General features: G+C 69.3%; 12 protein-coding genes and 1 pseudogene. 7 read left to right on the top strand and 6 right to left on the bottom strand.

Annotated elements, in window-relative coordinates:
• The first annotated feature begins 88 nt into the window (after positions 1-88).
• The gene (locus RG19_RS03445) at positions 89-913 is read left to right on the top strand and encodes a homoserine dehydrogenase family protein (RefSeq protein WP_238376673.1); all 825 of its coding nucleotides are present in this window, start codon (positions 89-91) and stop codon (positions 911-913) included.
• 87 nt (positions 914-1,000) lie between these two features.
• Here RG19_RS03445 and RG19_RS03450 read toward each other — a convergent pair whose 3' ends face one another.
• Complete coding sequence (locus RG19_RS03450; protein WP_058834045.1) at positions 1,001-1,507, bottom strand: O-acetyl-ADP-ribose deacetylase; 507 nt, start codon at positions 1,505-1,507, stop codon at positions 1,001-1,003.
• Positions 1,504-2,526, bottom strand: coding sequence for an alpha/beta fold hydrolase (locus RG19_RS03455; RefSeq protein ID WP_058834046.1), 1,023 nt, complete (start codon positions 2,524-2,526; stop codon positions 1,504-1,506). Before RG19_RS03455 ends, RG19_RS03450 begins: the two co-directional genes overlap by 4 nt.
• A 490-nt stretch (positions 2,527-3,016) precedes the next feature.
• On the opposite strand from RG19_RS03455, the gene RG19_RS18415 reads away from it, so the two are divergent.
• On the top strand, positions 3,017-5,077 hold the full coding sequence (locus RG19_RS18415; RefSeq protein WP_082672445.1) for a glycosyl hydrolase family 18 protein: 2,061 nt from the start codon (positions 3,017-3,019) through the stop codon (positions 5,075-5,077).
• 123 nt (positions 5,078-5,200) lie between these two features.
• On the opposite strand, the gene RG19_RS03465 is transcribed toward RG19_RS18415, so the two are convergent.
• Positions 5,201-6,583: an L-serine ammonia-lyase gene (locus RG19_RS03465; RefSeq protein WP_058834048.1), complete on the bottom strand. Its 1,383-nt coding sequence runs from the start codon at positions 6,581-6,583 to the stop codon at positions 5,201-5,203.
• Positions 6,584-6,641: 58 nt separating this feature from the next.
• Here RG19_RS03465 and RG19_RS03470 point away from each other — a divergent pair, with 58 nt between their 5' ends.
• Positions 6,642-6,878, top strand: coding sequence for a glutaredoxin family protein (locus RG19_RS03470; protein WP_058834049.1), 237 nt, complete (start codon positions 6,642-6,644; stop codon positions 6,876-6,878).
• 138 nt (positions 6,879-7,016) lie between these two features.
• Here RG19_RS03470 and RG19_RS03475 read toward each other — a convergent pair whose 3' ends face one another.
• From RG19_RS03475 to RG19_RS03485, 3 genes and pseudogenes are all read right to left on the bottom strand, one after another.
• Positions 7,017-7,565 (bottom strand): YceI family protein, encoded by a 549-nt coding sequence (locus tag RG19_RS03475; RefSeq protein ID WP_058834050.1) that lies wholly within the window; start codon positions 7,563-7,565, stop codon positions 7,017-7,019.
• Positions 7,558-8,151 (bottom strand): cytochrome b, encoded by a 594-nt coding sequence (locus RG19_RS03480; protein WP_058834051.1) that lies wholly within the window; start codon positions 8,149-8,151, stop codon positions 7,558-7,560. Before RG19_RS03480 ends, RG19_RS03475 begins: the two co-directional genes overlap by 8 nt.
• Positions 8,152-8,348: 197 nt before the next feature.
• Positions 8,349-8,894, bottom strand: a pseudogene (locus tag RG19_RS03485) (YceI family protein); the annotation flags it as partial.
• Between the two features lie 213 nt (positions 8,895-9,107).
• Here RG19_RS03485 and RG19_RS03490 point away from each other — a divergent pair.
• The 4 genes from RG19_RS03490 (at position 9,108) to RG19_RS03505 (ending at position 19,047) form a co-directional block, all read left to right on the top strand.
• Positions 9,108-12,635, top strand: a complete 3,528-nt coding sequence (locus RG19_RS03490) for a hybrid sensor histidine kinase/response regulator (RefSeq protein WP_058834052.1) — start codon at positions 9,108-9,110, stop codon at positions 12,633-12,635.
• Complete coding sequence (locus RG19_RS03495) at positions 12,632-16,165, top strand: sensor histidine kinase (RefSeq protein ID WP_058834053.1); 3,534 nt, start codon at positions 12,632-12,634, stop codon at positions 16,163-16,165. The genes RG19_RS03490 and RG19_RS03495 overlap by 4 nt, the downstream gene beginning before the upstream one ends.
• 113 nt (positions 16,166-16,278) lie before the next feature.
• Positions 16,279-17,292, top strand: a complete 1,014-nt coding sequence (locus tag RG19_RS03500) for a ligase-associated DNA damage response exonuclease (protein WP_058834054.1) — start codon at positions 16,279-16,281, stop codon at positions 17,290-17,292.
• A 57-nt stretch (positions 17,293-17,349) separates the two neighbouring features.
• The gene (locus RG19_RS03505) at positions 17,350-19,047 is read left to right on the top strand and encodes an ATP-dependent DNA ligase (protein ID WP_058836387.1); all 1,698 of its coding nucleotides are present in this window, start codon (positions 17,350-17,352) and stop codon (positions 19,045-19,047) included.
• Positions 19,048-19,100: the final 53 nt, after the last annotated feature.

Raw genomic sequence — 19,100 nt, forward strand, 5'->3', positions numbered from 1 at the left:
TCCGTAAGGTGCGTCGGCTGCGTGGGAGCGGGTCCGGCAGGCGCCGGCGCGCGAGGGTGCGTGGGCGCCCTGGGTCGAAGCGGAGGGCCTGCGCGCCGGCGACATCGTCGTCGACGCGACGGCCAGCGACAGCGTGGGCGGCTGGCATAGTGAATGGCTCGGTCGCGGTGTCCACGTGGTCACCGCGAACAAGCTGGGCAATGGCGGCGATCTCGCCCGTGCCCAGGCGATCGACGAAGCGCGGCTGGCGGGCCACGCGCACTACGGCGATGCGGCCACGGTGGGCGCAGGATTGCCGGTCTTGCGTACGCTGCGTGCCCTGGTCGCGGGCGGCGACCGGATCCGTGCGATCGAAGGCATCCTGTCGGGATCGCTGGCCTGGTTGCTCGACCGGTACGACGACAGCCGCCCGTTTTCCGATCTGGTGCGCGAGGCGCGGACGCTGGGCTACACCGAGCCCGATCCGAGGGTGGATCTGTGCGGCGACGATGTGCGGCGCAAGCTGGTCATCCTCGCGCGTGCGGCCGGCGTACGGCTGGAAGCGCATCACGTGCGGGTCGAATCGCTGGTGCCGGCGGCGCTGGCCGCGGCCGGCGACGACGCGCTGGATGCTGCGCTGACCGCGCTCGACGCGCCGGTGCGCGAGCGCTTTCTGCAGGCGCATCGCAGCGGGGCGAAGTTGCGGTTCGTCGCCCGGTTCGACGCCGACGGCGCGCAGGTCGGTCTGCGGGCATTGCCGCCCACCCATCCGCTGTGCGCAGGGCAGGGGACCGACAATCGGGTCGCGATCCACAGTTGCCGCTACGACGAGCAGCCGCTGGTGATCCAGGGGCCGGGCGCCGGGGCGGAAGTCACCGCGGCCGCCTTGCTGGACGATGTGCTGACCGTCGTGGAGAGCCGCGCCCGGGCCTGAGCCCGTGGAACCGGGGGCCTGGCCGTCTCGACGGGGCCGGGCACACCGGACATGCCGCGCGGTGTGCGTCTTAGCCGTCGGTGAGGATCAGGTGTCCAGCAGGGCCTCGTACAGCCGGCGGTCTTCATCCGAGAAGCAGCAGAACACGACACGTTCGATCCCGTCCACTGCCGGCAGCGTGTCGCGCACGGTGGTCACCGCGATCCGTGCCGCGGCGGCCTTCGGGTAGCCGTACACGCCGGTGCTGATCGCCGGGAACGCCAGACTGCGCAGGCCGGCGCCCGCGGCGACCTCGAGACTGCGGCGATAGCACGCCGCCAGCAGCTCCGGCTCATCGGCGTCGCCGCCGTACCAGATCGGCCCGACGGTGTGGATGACGTGGCCGGCGGGCAGGCCGTGCCCGCCGGTGAGTTTGGCATCGCCGGTGTCGCAGCCACCGAGCAGACGGCATTCGGCGAGCAGCCCCGGACCTGCGGCGCGATGGATCGCGCCGTCCACGCCGCTGCCGCCAAGCAAACTCTTGTTGGCGGCATTGACGATGGCATCGAGCGCCAGCGTGGTGATGTCGGCGCGCACGACCTCCAACGCGGTCACGGGCGTGGCGTCGCGAGCGCGTCGAGCAGGGCGCGTTCGAAGCGTTCGGGCGCTTCCACCTGCGGCGAGTGACCCAGATCGTCGAACGCGACCAGGGTCGCGCCGGGGATCGCTTCGGCGGCGCGTCGGCCCAGCGCGGGATAGTCGCCCAGTGTCCGCCTCAACGCCTCGGGTGCGCGGTCGCGGCCGATCGCGGTGCGGTCCTTCTGTCCGATGAACAGCGTGGTCGGTACGGCAATCGCGCCGAACTCGTGCACCACCGGCTGGTTGAACACCATGTCCGAGGTCAGGGCCTGGTTCCACGCAACGGCCTCGCCGCCGGGACCTGCGTACATCCCGGCCAGCATGTCCACCCAGCGGGTGTACTCGGGACGCCATTGCCCGTTGTAGTAGACGTCGAGCTGGTAGGCCCGGATCGAGTCGACGGTGGTCCGGCGCTCGCCGGCGAACCACGCATCCACGTCCTGCCAGGGCACGCCGAGGGATTTCCAGTCTTCCAGACCGATCGGGTTGACCAGGGCGAGGTGTTCGACGGTATCCGGGTACTGCAGGGCATAGCGCACGGCCAGCATGCCGCCCATCGAATGGCCGACGACGGCGGCCCGGTCGATGCCCAGATTCGCCAGCAACGCGCGGGTGTTGGCTGCGAGCTGGGCGAACGAGAACTGGTAGCGGTCGGGTTTGTCCGATTTGCAGAAGCCCACCTGGTCGGGAGCGATCACCCGGTAGCCGGCGCCCGTCAAGGCGTCGATCGTCGAGTCCCAGGTGGCGGCGCAGAAGTTCTTGCCATGCAGGAGCAGCACGCTGCGCCCGTTTGGGGATGCGGTGGGTGCGACATCGAGATAGGCCATCTCCAGCGCCTGCCGTTGCGACTCGAACGCGAATGTCTCGACCGGATATGGGTAGGTGAAGCCCTCGAGTCGGGGGCCGAAGGTCTGCGGCGCCTCGTGGGCCGACAGCAGGGTGGGGATGAGCAGCAGGGTGGCGGCGAGCGTGCGCAGCGACAGGCATGCAGTCATGGCGGCTCCGGGGAAAAGCGGACGGCAATCGGCAGGATAGCCTGCCGTCGGCGCCGCGGCAGGCAGGCCTGCGGAGGGCGGCGTCGTGGACGCACCTTTGCCCATGGATGGGGCATGTGGACCATCGGATGGCAGCGCTGCCGGGTCCGCCGATGAGACGGCTGGCGTCCGGGGAGCGCAGGTGGGACGCCTGCGGCGAGGCGGTGAGACGACCGTCCAGCAAGCGCCGACCAGCCGACATCGAGACGTTGTCCGTAGAGGGACTTGAATGACCAACGTTGTCAGGCGTGGTTTGTGATCGGCTGTTCAAATCGGATATTCAGTCGTTGACAACGATGTCAAATAGGTCGAAAGGTCGACGTGCCGGTCCGGGTAGATCGCCCGATGCCGGCCGCCTCCCCCAGGCAAAGGGTTACGCCATCGGACGGCAGGGGATCGCCGACCGTCCCCGGCCTGCCCCCGCAGGCCCAGTCGCCAAGGAGAAACCGCGATGTCCCGCAGAACCGCAAGCCTCGTGTTGTGCCTGCTGACGTGTCCGGTGTGGAGTTCGGCCGTCGCACAGGATGCAAGTTGTTCGGGCGTTCCCGCGTGGAACGCCGGTACCGTCTATCAGCCAGGGGATCGATTGACCTACGCGGACCGGCTGTACGAGGCCCGCATCCAGATCTGGAACGCGCCGCCGACGCATTGCACGACATGCGGCTGGTACGAAGACCTCGGTGCCTGCGGCGTGCCGGGCGGCGACAACCAGCCGCCCTCGGTATCGCTGACCGCGCCCCAGTCCGGCGCCACCTTCGCGGCAGGGGCCGCGATCACCATCACTGCCGATGCCACCGATGCCGACGGCCAGGTCGCACAGGTGGAGTTCTTTGCCAACGGCGTATCGCTCGGCGTCGACACCAGCGCCCCGTACAGTCTGTCGTGGAGCGACGCGACGATCGGCGCACATGTGCTCGGCGCAGTGGCCACCGACGACGACGGCGCGACGGCGCAGGCGTCGACGGTGTCGATCACGGTCGATGCCGGCCCGACCGACGACGACACGCCGCCCAGCATCCCGACCGGTCTGCAGGCCACCGCCAGCACCGCGGCCAGCATCACCCTCGCGTGGGAGGCTTCGCAGGACAACGCGGGCGGCAGTGGCGTCGCCGGTTACGATGTCTATCGCAACGGCAACCTGGTGGGCTCGCCCACGTCCACCGGCTATACCGACGGTGCGCTCAAGGCCGACACCGCCTACACCTATCGTGTCCGCGCGCGCGACAACGCCGGCAATGCGTCCGACGCCAGCCCCGAAGTCGTGGCCAGCACCGCTCCGGCCGGCAGTGGTGGCGACGGCGGCAAGTACGTCATCGGTTACTTCACCCAGTGGGGCATCTACGGCCGCAACTACCAGGTCCGCGATATCGAGACCAGCGGTTCGGCCCAGCACCTGACCCACATCAACTATGCGTTCGGCAACGTCCGCAACAATGTCTGCGAGGTGGGCGTGACCCAGCCGGCCGACCCCAACACCGGGGCCGGTGGCGATGCCTTCGCCGACTACACCAAGGCGTTCTCCGCGGCCGAAAGCGTGGATGGGCAGGCCGATACCTGGGATCAGGCCCTGCGCGGCAACTGGAACCAGTTGCGCAAGCTCAAGGACCGGCACGACGGCCTGAAGGTGTTGATCTCGCTGGGCGGCTGGACGTGGTCGCGCGGGTTCTCCGAAGCCGCGCGTCCCGAGAACCGCGAAGCGTTCGTGGCGTCGTGCATCGATGCCTACATCCACGGCAACCTGCCGGTCACCGATGGTGCCGGTGGTGCGGGCGCGGCGGCCGGTGTGTTCGACGGGATCGATCTCGACTGGGAGTATCCGGTGGCCTGCGGTCTGGCCTGCGGGACCCCGGCCGATCGCGAGAACTTCAACGCGCTGGTGGCCGAGTTCCGTCGCCAACTCGACGCGGTACGACCGGGCCTGCTGTTGACCGTGGCGGTAGGCGCGGGCGTGGACAAGATCCGGGTGACCGATCCGGACCAGTACCACCAGTACCTGGATTACATCAACGTGATGACCTACGACTTCCACGGTGCGTGGGCGTCGCAGACCAACCATCACTCCGCGCTGTTCGATTCGCCGAACGACCCGTCGACCGGCGATGAGGCGTTCTACAACAGCAATGACGCCATCCAGGCCTTCCTCGACCTCGGCGTGCCGGCGTCCAAGCTCAACCTGGGCATCGGCTTCTACGGCCGCGGCTGGACCGGTGTGTCGTCGACCAACAACGGCCTCTACCAGAGCGGCAGCGCCGCGCCGGGGACCTACGAGGCGGGCATCGAGGACTACAAGGTGATCCAGACCCGTCCGGGCACCGTGTACACCGATGCGCAGGCCGGGGCGACCTGGAAGTACGACGGCAACACGTTCTGGTCGTACGACAGCCCGGCGATGGTGGCCGAGAAGATGGAGTACGTGAACGTCCAGGGCCTGGGCGGCGCGTTCTTCTGGGAGTTCAGCGGCGACGATGCGGACGCGACCCTGGTCCGGGCCATCGCCGACAACCTGGATTGATGCACGAAAACACGCGGCGCCGCTGAGGCGGCGTCGCGTGTCGTCGCTTCCTGACTTCTTCGCTTCCTACCGGGGATCGAACTCCGGCCGACCGGCAGGATGTCCCCGTTCATGGGGGCATGTTCAGCACTCGATGACGTTGACCGCCAGCCCGCCGCGCGAGGTTTCCTTGTACTTGTCGCGCATGTCTCGGCCGGTGTCGCGCATGGTCTTGATGACCTTGTCCAGGCTGACCTTGTGCTTGCCGTCGCCACGCATGGCCATGCGCACGGCGTTGATCGCCTTCACCGCGCCCATCGCATTGCGCTCGATGCAGGGGATCTGCACCAGCCCGCCGATCGGATCGCAGGTCAGGCCGAGGTTGTGCTCCATGCCGATCTCGGCGGCATTTTCGATCTGGCTCGCGTTGGCGCCCAGCGCGGCGGCGAGGCCGGCAGCTGCCATCGAGCACGCCACGCCCACTTCGCCCTGGCAGCCGACTTCGGCACCCGAGATCGAGGCGTTTTCCTTGTACAGGATGCCCACCGCCGCGGCGGTCAGCAGGAAATCGAACACGCCTTGCTCGCTGGCGTTCGGGCAGAAGCGATCGTAGTAGTGCAGGACGGCCGGAATGATCCCGGCCGCGCCGTTGGTCGGTGCGGTGACGACGCGGCCGCCCGCCGCGTTCTCCTCGTTGACCGCCAGCGCGTAGAGATTCACCCAGTCCAGCGTGGTCAGCGGGTCGCGCATCGCCGCCTCGGGCTTGCCCGACAGCTCGCGGTACAGCGCCGGTGCCCGGCGCGACACGTGCAGCCCGCCGGGCAGGGTGCCGGTCTGGCGGACGCCGCGCGCCACGCAATCCTGCATCGCCTGCCACAGCGTGCGCAGGCCGTCCTCGATCTCGTCGCGGCTGCGCCAGCACTGCTCGTTGTCCATCATCAGCCGCGCGATCGACAGGCCGGTGGCCTGGCTGCGGGCGATCAGCTCGTCGCCGCTGGAGAACGGGTGCGGCACCTCGGTCTCGTCGGGGACGATGCGATCCTCGGCGGCCTCGTCCTGGTTGACGACGAACCCGCCGCCGACCGAGTAGTAGTCGCGGGTGGCGATGAGCTGGTCGTCGGCGTCGAATGCGGAGAAGCGCATGCCGTTGGTGTGGAACGGAAGCTTCTGCCGCTTGTTCATCACCAGGTCGCGCTTCTCGTCGAAGACGATGGCATGCGTGCCGTGCAGCAGGATGCGGCGCTCGCCGCGGATGCGTTCGAGCGCTGCGGGAATCAGGTCGGGATCGATGCGGTCCGGCCATTGGCCTTCGAGCCCCATCAGCACCGCCTTGTCGGTGCCGTGGCCGCGCCCGGTCAGCGCGAGCGAGCCGAACACCTCGGCGCGGACTCGCGCGACATCGGTCAGGCGGCCGGGCTCGGCCAGCCACCTCTCGACGAAACGCGCCGCTGCACGCATCGGCCCGACGGTGTGCGAGGAACTCGGCCCGATGCCGATCTTGTAGAGGTCGAAGGTGCTGACAGCCATCGCGCTATTCTACGTGGCCGCGCTGTCTCCAGCGTATCCGGCCACCGTGCTCCCGCGTATGCCCGAAGCGACCCCGCTGCAGTTGTTCCAACGCGATCATTGCCCGCTGTGCGACCGGGCCCTGGCGGTGCTGGCCGAGGCGCGGGCGCCCGATTTCGACACCATCTGGATCGACGATGACGCGGCCCTCGAGACGCGATACGGACATCGTGTCCCGGTCCTGCGCGTATCCGACGGGCGCGAACTCGACTGGCCGTTCGACGCACCGACGCTTCGCCGGTTCATCTCGGCGTAGGTGCGGCCTCTGGTCCGGCGCGGCGTACGCGGCTGCGTGCGGTGCCGATGCGGGTGCGTCCGATGCGGTGCAAGCCCCCGGGCGCGCGCGTTCGATGCCGCTTCGGAGATGTGAACCGAAGCGGACCTGCAGACGGCGTCAGGGAGCCGGGGCGAGCACGACCCTGGTGCTGACGGAAATGTCGTCGGGAATGATCGAGGTGCTGGCCCATTCGCCGCTGCCGATGCCGAACGCCAGGCGCGGTACGGTGGCGCGGCCCGAGAGCACGGGCTGCTCGCCGGGGGTCCAGGTGAAGGTCAGGGTGACCGGCTGCTGCACGCCATGCAGGTCCAGCGTGCCGTCGGCTGCGAAGCGACCGTCGTCGAGCGCGCGGAAACCGTGTGCGGTGTAGCGAGCCGTGGCGAAGCGGGCGACGTCGAGGAAGGACGGGCCGCGCATTTCCGGGTCGTAATCTGGATTGTTGGTGGTGGCGGTGGCGAGCGGGATGCTCACCTCGAGACGTCCCGCTTCGGGTTGGGCCGGATCGAAACTCAGCGTGGTCCGAAAGCCGGGAAAGTGACCGGTGAAGGGCTGACCCTGGTAGGTGCCGGCGAAGACGAGGCTGGAGCCGCGGGTCTGGACGTAGTCGGCGGCGGCCACCGGCAGCGTCAGGGCGATCAGGACGAAGGCGAGCAGGAACTTAGGCATGGGGATCCTCGGAGCGGGGAGCGTCGGATGCGGTGCGCAGCCAGCCGCGCGGCAGCATGCGCGCCAGGGTGGCGTCGCGCTGGAACAGGTGATGCCAGATGGCTGCGCCCGCATGGAGCAGGGCCGTGAGGACCAGCAGCCAGAACAGCCATTCGTGGGCATTGCGCGCGAGATCGCGCAACGTCGTGTCCGGCGAGGTCAACGGCGGCACGTTGAACAGGCCGAACCACTGCAGCGGGAAGCCGGCCACGGAATTGAACAGCCAGCCGCTGAGCGGCACCAGGAAGATCAATCCGTACAGCAGCCAGTGCGCGCAGGCGGCCGCGGCGTGCTGCCAGCCCGGCGTTCCCGGGATCGGGCGCGGCGCCCCGGCCGCGAGACGCCAGCCGAGGCGGATCAGCGCCAACGCCAGCACGGTCAGGCCCAGCGATTTGTGCAGCGCATACAGTTCGATCTTGGCGATGCTGTTCGGCATCGCGATCATCCGGAGTCCGGACCCGCCCTGGAACAGGATCAGGACGACCACGAGCCAATGCAGCGCCTGGCTGACCGGACCCCAGCGCTGGGGTGTGTTCTTCAGGGTCAAGGGATGTCGTCCTGGCGGGCCGGGGAAGGGGCGGGCGGCGGCAGCGGCGACCCGGTGTCGTGTGGGCGGTCGTCCGGCTCCGGATCGGTGGCCTCGTCCGGCTCGACGGGCGGTTCTCCCGCTGCGTCATCGCGCGCGATCTCGATGTCCGGAGTGGGCGCGCCGTCCGGGATGTCGTCGTCCTCGTCCTCGCCTGCGGGGGCGGGACCCTCCTCGGAAAAACGTGCGCGCCGCGATGCGCCGGCTTCGGCCTCGATGCGCAATTCGACCGTGTCGCCGATCAGCGACGACCAGGCGTCGATGCCGAAATCGCTGCGGCTCAGCGTGGCGGTGGCGGAAAAGCCCGCCGTGCGTCGGAACGGCGGCAAGGGATAGCGTTTCAGCGCGTTGAAGCGGACATCCAGGGCGACCGGCCGGGTGGCGCCGCGCAGGCTCAGTTGGCCATGCACGAGGAAGCGATCGTCGGCGATCGCCTCGACGTGCTCGGACACGAAGACCGCGTCCGGGTAACGCCCGGTATCGAGCAGTCGGCGCGCACGCACCGCCTCGTTCCAACGCGCGTCGCCGAAGTCGATGTGTTCGAGCGGGATCCGCGCTTCCAACCGCGCGCTGCCCCAGTTGCCGGGCTCGAAGGCGAGGACGCCGCTGCTGCCGGACACGGTGCCGAGCGCCTGCGAGTAACCCGCGTGATCGATGGCCAGCATCACCCGGGTGTGCACGGGGTCGAGCGCGTAGCGTTCCATCGCGGCCAGTGGTGCTGCCGACACACACAGCACGAGACCCCAGCCCAGTTGGAGAATGCGCGTCGACAATGCGGGAAACCGGTACATGGTGGTCGATTCTAGGCCCAGCCTGCGTCCGAAGCCCATCGCATCGCCGCTTGCGCGGGAAACGCAGCGTTGCGACGATGCGGGTTACCGCCGATCGCGCGGATGTCAGGGGACGTGGTCGTCAGGATGCGCAGGGCGCTGATCGGGCTTTTGTTGTGGCTGGGCGTCGTCGCCCAGGCCGCCGCGTCCCTGCCCGAAACCCCGAGATTCCGGCCGGTTGGGGCGCTGGAGGGACTGCCCTCGAGCGAGATCCTGGGCATGGCCAGGGACCAGGACGGGTTCCTGTGGATCGCCACCGGCGATGGGCTGGCGCGGTACGACGGAATGTCGATGCAGGTCTGGCAGCACGACCCCGCGGTGCCGGACTCGCTCGGCGACAACTTCGTGCAGGCCGTGCACGTCGATGCCAGCAATCAGGTCTGGGTCTCGACCGAGCTCGGTGGCGTGGCGCGCTATCGGCGCGACACGGACCGGTTCGAGTCGATCCCGGCCGATCCGGCGATCCGCGATCCCAATATGTTCGCGCTCGCCGACCGCGAAGGCGCGTTGTGGTTCGGCGGCATGGACGGTCTGCTCTATGGTTGGTCGGGCGAGGGTGCGGTGAAACGGCTCGTGCCCGACGGCGCCGCCGACGCAGGCGCTGCGGAGCCGATTCTCAATCTCGATGTGGATCCTCGGGGAAGGATCTGGGCGGCCACCTTCGATGGTCTGGCCGTGAGCGAGGACGGACGATCGCTGCACCGCGTCGCCCTGCCGGGCCACGAACCCTATCCGCGTGTCTACGGAGTCAAGTGGCTGCACGACGGGCTGTGGGTCGGCACGGTGGAAGGTGTCTTCCGGCTGGACGAGGCCGGGCACTGGGAGGCGCCTGCCTGGTCGGGCATGTTCGCGGCGCCCAATACGGCCGTCAGTTTCGCGGCCGAACCGGACGGCTCGATGTGGATCGGTTCGCAGCGGGGCCTGTGGCGGATGTCGGTCGACGAGGTGCCGCGTCCGGTCGAGACCGGCGCACCTTTGCACAACCGCGGCATCCAGACGGTTCTGGTGCAGGACGACGGGGTGGTGTGGGTGCCGATGCCGGGCCTGGGGATCGGCTACCTGCGCTCGGATTGGCGGGAGGTCGCCCAGTTCGACACCCGCAACGGCCTCCTGCCGAACCTCTACCCCGCCTTGTCGCCCGCGCGGGACGGGGGAATCTGGCTCGGCAATACGAACGGGCTGCAGTGGCTGTCGCCGTCGGGCGAGGTGGAGTCGTTCGACGCGCCATTGCGCGAGCAGTTGTCGCGTCATCACGTCTTTTCGGTTGCCGAGACCGTCGACGGCACGCTTTGGCTCGGTGTCCGCGGAGGACTGGTCCGGGTCGGCCCGCAGGGGGCTGTCGATCGCTGGGATGCCGACAGCATCCACGACCCGACACTGGGCATGTTGACCCATCACGCCCTGATCGCGCCGGACGGCACGCTGTGGACCGCGGCGCGGCGCGGCGGGATCCAGCAACGGGCCGCCGATACCGGACGGGTCCTGCGCCAGATTCCCGACGACGGTCTCGGTGAACATGAGGGCATGGGGTTCGACGCCGAGGGGGCGCTGTGGACCTCGGGGGGCTACGGGCTGGCCCGGCTGGACCCGGATCAGGCACGCCTGGAGCCCGTCCTCGACGTTGGCGGCCGTACCGTGGTGGCGTTCACCTTCGTCGATGCTGACACCCTCTGGCTGCAGACGTTCGATGGACTCGATCGCTACACGCGCGACAACGATGGGTGGCGCCTGGCGGACCGGGTGGACGTGGATCGCGGCATGCCGGCGGTCACCGCCGCGGGGTTGAAAGTGGACCGGCGGGGCCGGGTCTGGGTCTCGACGACCCGCGGCCTCTACCAGTGGGATCCCGACGCCGGACGGATGAAGCACATGGGCGTGCACGCCGGCTTCCGCAATCACGAATTCGTCGAGCGTGCCTTCGCGCTGACCGAGGGCGGCATGCTGGCGGGTGCGACGCGCGATGCCGGCGTGGTGCTGGTGGATACCCTCGCGGACGCCCGTGCCCCGAGGACACCGCATCTTGTGCTCGACCGCGTATCGATCCGCAGGCACGGCGAGTGGCTCGCGCGTGCGCCACACGATCGCCTCGAGTTGTCGCAGAACGAATCCGAACTGCTGGTGTCCGCTCGGCTGTTGTCGTTCGACGATCCGTCCTCCAACCGTTACTGGTCGTGGCTCGAGGGAATCGACGACAACTGGGTCGCGCAAGGCGCCAACGGCGACAGGGTCCTGTTCGGTCTGCCGGCGGGGCGCTACGCGTTGCGCATACGTGCGGTGGACGCGCATGGCGTGCAGGCGGCGGAGCGTCGGCTGGAGATCGTGGTACACCCCCCTTGGTGGCGCACGCCGGCGGCGCTCGCGGCCTGGGCGGCACTGGGAGCGACGGCGATGCTGGCGATGATGTGGGCGTACCGGGCCCGTTTGCGCCGTCGCAACGCCTGGACACTGGCGGAGCATCAGCGCGAGGTCGCCGAACAGGCGTCGCTGGCGAAGACCCGCTTCCTCGCCACGCTGGGCCACGAGGTGCGCACCCCGATGACCGGCGTGCTCGGCATGAGCGAGCTGCTGCTGGCTTCGCCGCTGCAGCCGCAGCAGAAGCGCTATGCCGACGCGATCCGGGGTGCGGGCGAGCATCTGATGCGCCTGGTCAACGATGCACTCGATCTCGCGCGGATCGAGGCCGGGCGGCTCGAACTCGATCCGCAGCCGTTCGATGTGCGCGCCCTGCTGCGGGATGTGACGGCGCTGATGGCGCCGATCGCCCAGCAGCGCGGCCTGGCATTCCACGAAACGCCGGCTCCCGGACTGCCGCAATGGTTGCTCGGCGACGCTTTGCGGGTCCGGCAGATCCTGCTCAACCTGTTGGGCAATGCGATCAAGTTCACCGAGCAGGGGCATGTGGCGCTGACGGCCGAACACGGCGACGAATCGATCGTGTTCGAAGTCGCCGACACCGGCCCGGGACTCAGCGCGCAGCAGCGCGAGCGCCTGTTCCGTCGGTTCGAACAGGCCGATGGCGCCCGTACCGCAGCCCGTTACGGGGGGAGCGGGCTGGGCCTGGCGATCTGCCAGGAGCTGGCAGCCGAAATGGGCGGGCGTATCGACGTGGACAGCGTGCAGGGGCAGGGCACCCGGTTCCGGGTCATGCTGCCGTTGCCCGCTGTGGCGGCACCGGGCCGGGATACCCCGGCCGGATCCGTGCGGGACGTCCCGTGCGCAACCCCGGTGAGGAGGTTGCGTGTACTGCTGGTCGAAGACGACCCGACCGTCGCCGAGGTCGTCGTCGGACTGCTCCAGGGGCAGGGTCACCGGGTCGAACACACGCCTCACGGGCTGGCCGCGCTGGTCGCGCTGCAACGCGATCCGGCCGATGTGGTGTTGGTCGATCTGGATCTGCCCGGTATCGATGGACTTGCGTTGATGCGGCAACTGCGCCGGCAGGTGCCGGGCCTGCCGATGATCGCGATCACGGCTCGTGCCGACGCGGATGCCGAGCCCGATGCGCGCGCTGCCGATGCATCCGGCTTCCTGCGCAAACCGTTGAGCGGCCAGGCGCTGGCCGATGCGTTGCGCGACGCCATGATCGCGCGCGGGAATGAAGAGAGGGTCGGATGATGCGTCGTGCGCCGCGTTGCGGGTTGCAGGCAATCGTGTTGCTGGTCGTGCTGCTGGTCTGTGGCGCGGCTTGGGCCGACCATCCGGAAAAGCTGCGTCTGCGGCAAATCGGTGTCTCCGACGGCCTGCCCTCGCAGCGGGTCAATGCAATGGTCCAGGACCCTTTCGGCTATCTGTGGATCGGCACCAGCGACGGTCTGGCTCGCCACGACGGCCTGCGGATGCAGATCCTGCGCGAAGAGGATGGTCTGCCGGTCAATTTCGTCTGGTCGCTGGCCTGGCGCCACGACGGTACGTTGTGGATCGGCACCCGCCGGCATGGACTGGCGATCTACGACCCGGGTACCGGAGCGCTGCGTACGCTCGATCGCACGAATCTGCCTGGTCTGGCCAGCAACGATATCTGGGCGTTGGATGCGCAGGACGAGGACGCGGTCTGGATCGGCACCGCCGATGCCGGCCTGTATCGACTGTTCGACGATGGCCGGATCGAACGGTTCATGCCGCGAACGGACGATCCGCGCAGCCTGCCGCATGCGTCGATCCTGCGGCTCGTGCGGGATGCGGAAGGCGGTTTGTGGGTTGCGACACGTGGCGGAGTGGCGAAGTGGGAAGGGGGCGGCTTCCGGACCCTGGAGGCGTCAAGGGCGTTGCGGGTGCGCGATCTGAGTTTCGACCGGGCAGGCAATCTCTGGCTCGGTACGAGCGACGGTGCCTTGCTGCTGGATCCCACGGGTCAGGCCGTCGCACCGCCGCAGGCCGACGACGCACGGTTGTCGCCGATCGGACTGTTGCTGGAAGATCGTGATGGCGGACAGTGGATCGATGTGGCGGCGGGCCTGGGGTACATCGAACAGGGCAAGGTGCGCGAGGTGCCGTTGTTCAGCCTGGCGTCCCAGGAGATCGTCCGACCCCACTGGACCAGCGGTTTCGAGGATCGGGAAGGTGGCGTCTGGCTGATGAGCTTCACTCATGGCCTGTGGTATCAGCCGCCGGGCTGGAATGTCTTCGCGGTACGGTCCCCGCGTTCCGGCGACGACGACAGTATCCAGAACGCCCATGTGCGCGGCATGTCGCCGGGGGCCGACGGTCGATTGTGGATGGTCGGCAGCGGGGGCGCGCTGGAAACGCTCGAACCGGCGACGGGCCGGTTGCGCCGCCATCTGCACGATGTGGCAGAGGGCATCGTGCTCGAGCACGTCTTCGAGGACTCGCGTGGCGTGGTATGGATCGGCTGGCACGGTGGGCTGGCACGATTCGACCCGGTCAGCGGCGACCTGCAACGCTGGGTCGGCGACCGGCATCTGTTCGGAACGACCGGACGGCTCGTCGGTACCGCCGAGAACGAGCAGGGCGTGTGGTTCCTGTACGAGGACGGCATCGTGCATCTGCGTGATGGCGCGGGCCGCGTGCTGCAGCGGTACGGGATCGACGATGCGCGCTTCGAGCCGGGTGAAACGCTCCATGATCTGGCCGTCGGCCCCGACGGCAGGCCGTGGCTGGCGACCTCGCAAGGCCTGAGGCGGCTACGTGACGAGCGCTGGGAGCGGGTCGGGGGCGTCGAAGCGGGCGTTCCCCAGATGGCCATCCATGTCGATGCGGCCCGATCGACGGTGGCACTGGCCGGCCACGGCACGGTGGAGGTCGCCCGCTGGGAGGATGACAGGTTGCATTCGAGCGTGCGGATGGGCAGCGCGCATGGGCTTCCTCGCCTGGCGTTCAGCGGCATCGTCCAGGATGCCGACGGCGTGTTCTGGCTGTCGAGCGGTCGTGGTCTGTATCGCGTCGACGCGGCCACGCGCGGCGTCCGCGCCTACGGCATCGCCGACGGGCTGCCGAGTCAGGAGTTCCCCAGGCCGCTGGTGCTCGACCCGGTGACGAAGCACGTCTTCGCCGGCTCGCCCGACGGGCTGGTGGAGTTCGATCCGCGGGCGTTGGTCCCGTCGACCGATCCGCCGGAACTGGTGATCGAGCGGGTCACGCTGCGCGGAGCGTTGGCGCCGCTGCGACAGCTTTCGACCGAGGCGTTCTCGCTGCGTCACGACGATCTCGACCTGCAGGTCGTCGCGCGGATCCTTTCGTTCCGCAATCCGCAGGCGCACACCTACGCCTTCCGCCTCGAGGGCAAGGACCCGGACTGGATCGAGGTGCCGGGGGGCGAGCGGACGTTTCCCGCGCTTCCGCCGGGACAGCACACGTTGACGGTGCGTGGACGCAACGAGGACGGCGTGTGGTCGGCGCCGAGTACGCTGCAGTTCGAGGTGACGCCGCCCTGGTGGCAGCGCTGGCCGGCGGCGGTGGCGTTCGGCCTGCTGGGGTTGGTTGCCCTCTGGTGGCTGGGGGCCGGCTATCGCAGGCGCCTGCGCAGGCGCAACGCCTGGCAGCTCGCCGAGCACAAACGCGAGATCGCCGAACAGGCCTCGTTGGCCAAGTCCCGGTTCCTGGCCACGCTGGGCCACGAGGTGCGCACGCCGATGACCGGTGTGCTGGGCATGAGCGAGCTGCTGCTGGGCACGCGACTCGACGAGCAGCAGCAACGTTACGCGGAATCGATCCGCGACGCCGGCCAGCATCTGCTGCGCCTGGTCAACGACGCGCTCGATCTCGCACGCATCGAGGCCGGACGCCTGGAACTCGATCCCAAGCCGTTCGACCTGCGTGCGCTGCTGCTGGAATGCATCCAGTTGATGGCGCCGATGGCGAGCCAACGCGGTCTTTCGTTCAACGAGCGGATCGATCCCGACGTGCCGCCTTCCGTGCTGGGCGACGTGGTGCGCGTGCGCCAGATCCTGCTGAACCTGCTCGGCAATGCGATCAAGTTCACCGATCACGGCTTCGTCGAGCTGTGCGTCGAGGCGCCGCAGGGCGACATCGTCCGGTTCGTCGTCGGCGACAGCGGTCCCGGGCTCAATCAGGAGCAGCGCGAACGGCTGTTCCGTCGGTTCGAGCAGGGCGATGGCCCACGCACCGCCGCACGCTACGGCGGGAGCGGATTGGGGCTGGCGATCTGCCAGGAACTCGCCGCCGAAATGGGTGGACGCATCGAGGTCGACAGCGGCCCCGGGACCGGGACCCGGTTCACCGTCGATCTGCCGCTGCCGTCGGTCTCTCTGCGGACCGGCGAGGAAGCGAGGACTGTGCCGCAGGCGCCGGGGACGCTCTTCCTGCTGCTGGTGGAGGACGACCCGACGGTGGCGGAGGTCATCAGCGGGCTGCTGCAGGCGCAGGGTCACCGCGTCCTGCACGTGGCGCATGGCCTCGCGGCGCTGGTGTCGCTGGCGACCGCAGAAGTCGATGCGGCTCTGCTCGATCTCGACCTGCCCGGCATCGATGGCCTGGCCCTGGCTCGGCAGATGCGGGCGCAGGGATTCTCGCGCCCGCTGATCGCGATCACCGCCCGTGCCGATGCCGACGCCGAACCGCTCGCCATGCAGGCGGGGTTCGACGGCTTCCTGCGCAAGCCGCTGACCGGCGCGATCCTGGCGAACGCGCTGGTGCGTTTCGTGCCTGCGCACCCACCGGTGGAATGACCGGCGCGCGACCGCGCGCTGCCTGAACGGTTTCCGGCGGATGTCTCACGGTTTGAGACGGTCCGCCGGAACGCTTGGCGCCACCTGCACGCGCCGCGTGCGCAGATGCCGCCATGTCCGGAAACCGACGCGCCCCTCGCGACGACCTCGTCGTTCTCACGCCCGATGGCCTGTATTGCCCGCAGGGTGATTTCCACATCGACCCCTGGCGTCCGGTCCCGCGGGCGGTGATCACGCACGGGCACGGGGACCATGCGCGCAGCGGCATGGGCGAGTACTACTGCAGCGCCGGTACGTTGCCGATCCTGCGCTGGCGGCTGGGCGAGCAGCGCTATCACGTCCACGCGCACGGCGCGCCGTTCGTGCTCGGCAGCGCGAAGGTCTCGCTGCATCCCGCGGGCCATGTGCTCGGCTCGGTGCAGGTGCGGATCGAATGCGCCGGCCAGGTCTGGGTCGCATCGGGGGATTACAAGCGGCAGCCCGATCCGACCTGTGCACCGTTCGAGGTCGTGCCGTGCGACGTGTTCATCACCGAGACCACCTTCGGCTTGCCGGTCTACCGCTGGCCCGATACTTCGGCGGTGGCGGCCGACATCGTGGACTGGCGCCGGCAATGCGAGGCGCGCGGCGAGGCGGCGGTGTTGTTCTGCTATGCGTTGGGGAAGGCACAACGGGTGCTGGCCGAAATCGGCGCCCACGACGACCGTCCGGTGCTGCTGCATGGCGCCATCGCGACGGGGGTGCAGGTGTATCGCGACGCCGGCGTCGCACTGCCGCCGACCCGGCCGGTTTCGGACGAGGAAAAAGGCCGCGACTTCGCCGGCGAGCTCGTCCTGGCGCCGCCATCGGCCGCCGGCAGTGCCTGGATGCGGCGTTTCCGGCGTGCCCAGACCGGGTTCGCCTCGGGCTGGATGCGCATCCGTGGCAACCGGCGCCGGCGCAACGTCGATCGCGGCTTCGTGGTGTCCGACCACGCCGACTGGCCGGATCTGATCCGCACCGTGCGCGAGACCGGTGCGCAGCGCGTGATCGCGACCCACGGCGATACCGAGGCGTTCGTGCGCCGACTCGGCGAGGACGGAATCGCCGCCGAGCCGTTCGCGACGGGGTACGGCGATGAGGACTGACCGGATCGGCAGGCCGATGGACGAGGCTGCCGTGGCAGCATCCCGATGGCGGCGCGGATGAAACGTTTCGCCGCCCTCTACACGACGCTCGACCGCAGCACCGCCACGCTCGACAAGCGCGCTGCGCTGGTCGCGTACTTCGCCAGCGCGCCGGCGCGCGATGCGGCCTGGGCGCTGCATCTGCTCAGCGGCGGCAAGGTTGCCGGCCCGAAGCGGCGCATCGCCGGAACCCGCGAACTGCGCGAATGGATCGCCGCCGAAGCCGGTTTGCCGGACTGGCTGGGGGATGCCAGCTACGACCAGGTCGGCGATCTGGCCGAAACCCTGGCCCTGTTGCTCGACGATCCGGCCGAGCCGGCCGAGGATGTGGGCCTGGCCGACTGGATCGAGGCCCGTCTGCTGCCGATCGCCAATCGCGAACCGGAGGTGCGCCGCGATGTGGTGGTCGGCGCATGGCGCACGCTGTGCTTCGCGGAGCGGCTGGCGTTCAACAAGGTGCTGACCGGCGCACTGCGGGTGGGCGTCTCGCAGCGGGTGGTGCAGCAGGCGCTCGCGGAAATGAGCGGCATCGACATCGCCCGCATCGCGCAGCGCATGCTCGGCAGTTGGCAGCCGACGCCGGCCTTCATGCGCGACCTGCTCGCACCCGGCGAACTGCCCGCCGACCGCCAGCAGCCGTATCCGTTCTTCCTCGCCTCGCCGCTGGAAGGCGCCTTGCGCGCCGACCCCGCGCAGGCGGGCGTGTCGGACCAGGATGTCGCGGACGGCGACGGCGCGCCGGTCGCGCTGGCCGGCGATCCCGACGCCGTGGCGGGGGCGCTCGGCCCGATCGACAACTGGCTGCTGGAATGGAAGTGGGACGGCATCCGCCTGCAGTTGATCCATCGCGACGACGATGCCGCGTTGTGGTCGCGCGGCGAGGAGCGTCTGGACGGCCGTTTCCCCGAGATCGAGGCGGCCGCCGCCACCTTGCCGCGGCACTGCGTGATCGACGGCGAACTGCTGGCCTGGGGCGACGGCGATGCGCCGATGCCGTTCACCGCGCTTCAGAAGCGCATCCAGCGGCTGAAGCCGGGTGCGAAGACCCTGGCCGACGCGCCGGTGCGGGTACGCGCCTACGATCTGCTCGAACTCGACGGCCAGGATCTGCGCGAGCGCCCGCTGCACGAACGCCGCGCGATGCTCGAGGACCTGCTCGCCCGGCACGACGATCCGCGCCTGACGGTATCGCCACGCGTGCACGTCGCCGGCTGGGCGGATGCCGCGGCGTTGCGCGCGGATGCCCGCGCGCGCGGCGTCGAGGGCCTGATGCTCAAGCGGCTGTCCTCGACCTACCAGGCCGGCCGTCGCCGTGGCGACTGGTGGAAATGGAAGATCGATCCGCTGACCGTGGACGCGGTGCTGCTGTACGCACAATCCGGCCACGGGCGTCGCAGCACGCTGTACACCGACTACACCTTCGGTCTGTGGGACGGCGACACGCTGGTACCGGTGGCGAAGGCCTATTCGGGCCTGGACGACCGCGAGATCCTGAAGCTCGACCGCTGGATCCGCAGCAACACCCTGGAGCGGTTCGGGCCGGTGCGCTCGGTGACCGCGCACCACGTGTTCGAGCTCGGCTTCGAGGCCGTCAACCGCAGCAGCCGGCACAAGTCCGGCATCGCGGTCCGGTTCCCGCGCATCCTGCGCTGGCGCCAGGACAAGCCGGCGGCGGAAGCCGACCGGCTGGACACGCTGAAGGCGCTGGCGCGGTGAGCGGGTCGGTGGATGGCCCGAAGCCTGCGGCCGAGGAATCGAAGCCGAAGCGT

The sequence above is a fragment of the Luteimonas abyssi genome (genome assembly GCF_001482195.1).
GTDB lineage: Bacteria > Pseudomonadota > Gammaproteobacteria > Xanthomonadales > Xanthomonadaceae > Luteimonas > Luteimonas abyssi.

What these genes read in the sequence shown, in the direction of transcription:
- RG19_RS03455 (WP_058834046.1), bottom strand. Translation starts at nt 2,526, where the DNA reads ATGACTGCATGCCTGTCGCTGCGCACGCTCGCCGCCACCCTGCTGCTC.
- RG19_RS18415 (WP_082672445.1), top strand. Translation starts at nt 3,017, where the DNA reads ATGTCCCGCAGAACCGCAAGCCTCGTGTTGTGCCTGCTGACGTGTCCG.
- RG19_RS03465 (WP_058834048.1), bottom strand. Translation starts at nt 6,583, where the DNA reads ATGGCTGTCAGCACCTTCGACCTCTACAAGATCGGCATCGGGCCGAGT.
- RG19_RS03470 (WP_058834049.1), top strand. Translation starts at nt 6,642, where the DNA reads ATGCCCGAAGCGACCCCGCTGCAGTTGTTCCAACGCGATCATTGCCCG.
- RG19_RS03475 (WP_058834050.1), bottom strand. Translation starts at nt 7,565, where the DNA reads ATGCCTAAGTTCCTGCTCGCCTTCGTCCTGATCGCCCTGACGCTGCCG.
- RG19_RS03490 (WP_058834052.1), top strand. Translation starts at nt 9,108, where the DNA reads ATGCGCAGGGCGCTGATCGGGCTTTTGTTGTGGCTGGGCGTCGTCGCC.
- RG19_RS03495 (WP_058834053.1), top strand. Translation starts at nt 12,632, where the DNA reads ATGATGCGTCGTGCGCCGCGTTGCGGGTTGCAGGCAATCGTGTTGCTG.
- RG19_RS03500 (WP_058834054.1), top strand. Translation starts at nt 16,279, where the DNA reads ATGTCCGGAAACCGACGCGCCCCTCGCGACGACCTCGTCGTTCTCACG.
- RG19_RS03505 (WP_058836387.1), top strand. Translation starts at nt 17,350, where the DNA reads ATGAAACGTTTCGCCGCCCTCTACACGACGCTCGACCGCAGCACCGCC.